The sequence below is a fragment of the Vibrio sp. YT-17 genome (assembly GCF_033337375.1).
GTDB classification, from domain to species: Bacteria; Pseudomonadota; Gammaproteobacteria; order Enterobacterales; family Vibrionaceae; genus Vibrio; species Vibrio alginolyticus.
This window is the reverse complement of sequence record NZ_JAWOQP010000157.1, coordinates 1-1,154: the sequence shown is the minus strand read 5'-3', so window position 1 is coordinate 1,154 and position 1,154 is coordinate 1. Positions and strand designations below refer to the sequence as shown.

The window sequence follows — 1,154 nt, the reverse complement described above, 5'->3', positions numbered from 1 at the left end:
TAAGTCAAAACCTAGGTGTAGTGCGGATAAGTTGTGCAGTAACCGTATCGTTAGTGACAATGTCACGAATGAAGAAATAGATTCTATACATAAAAAGCCCCGCTAAATGAGCGGGGCTTTTTGTTGCAAATTGACCTATCCGAAAAAGTGCTTTCAAATAGCGAACAACTAGGGCTATTTGATTAGGCGAACAACCAATGAACCAGGAGCCCTGATCGACTCAATGTTGTGACTTAATACCGTGCCACTAGTCAGTGCCATGTAGCGCTGAATTTCGTCACCAAAGCTATCGTATTGAATCGCAAGCAATTGACCTTGTTCAATGGTATCCATCATTTTCACTTGTGGTAGAACGAAGCCACCAAACTCGGCTCGAATACTGATGATCTCGTTACCTTCAAGGCAAGGGATGACTGGCGAAGCTTCACCAGAAATCACTTCGTGGCGTTTTAGCACGTTAAAAATCCCCGCAACCGTACGATCAATCAGCGCTTGCTCAGTGTAACGCCCCATGCCCACTTCGATAGTAATGCTTGGAATGCCGCTGTTGTTCCACACGGTTTCTAAAACACCTGCGTCCCCCGGATCGTTTAAGATAGCGTCTGGGTTAATTGAGCGAGCCATTTCCAACGACTGTTCGATACGGAAATCGGCAAACACATACAATGGGTAAGCGGCACCACTGGTTTGGGTGTGTAGATCAATCGCAAGCTCTGCATTTGGCTTAAGCAGATTGTTCCATAATGCAAACAGGTAGCGATTGGCCTCATTGCCGTTTGCGTCGCCTGGGAAAAAGCGGTTTAGGTTTGCTGGTGATGCATCAGGATCTGCGGAGTAAAAATCGCGGCTGTGGTTCAACATACCCGTTAAGTTGATGGTTGGAACAACAGTGACAGTGCCCGCCAGTTCTTTGCCGATCAGCTCTCGAGCTGTTTTTTGCGCGGCAAGAACGCCGTTGTATTCATCGCCATGAACACCGGCAGTGATCATAATCTTCTTGCCCGGCTTGTCGCCTTTGAATACCAATACTGGTAGGTGTTGCCACTGAGATAGGGCATTGGTTGCAATGCGGAACCAGAATTTATGCTCGCCAGCAGGCAAGTCAGTTACGTTGAGAGATTGAATGACTTGATGACCTTGAATTACGTCATCCA

1 protein-coding gene is annotated in these 1,154 nt (G+C 47.0%); it reads right to left on the bottom strand.

Annotated elements, in window-relative coordinates; genetic code table 11:
- Positions 1 to 174: 174 nt before the first annotated feature.
- The coding region (locus R7F67_RS24630) for a succinylglutamate desuccinylase/aspartoacylase family protein (RefSeq protein ID WP_318057512.1) at positions 175 to 1,154 on the bottom strand (980 nt) is incomplete at its 5' end.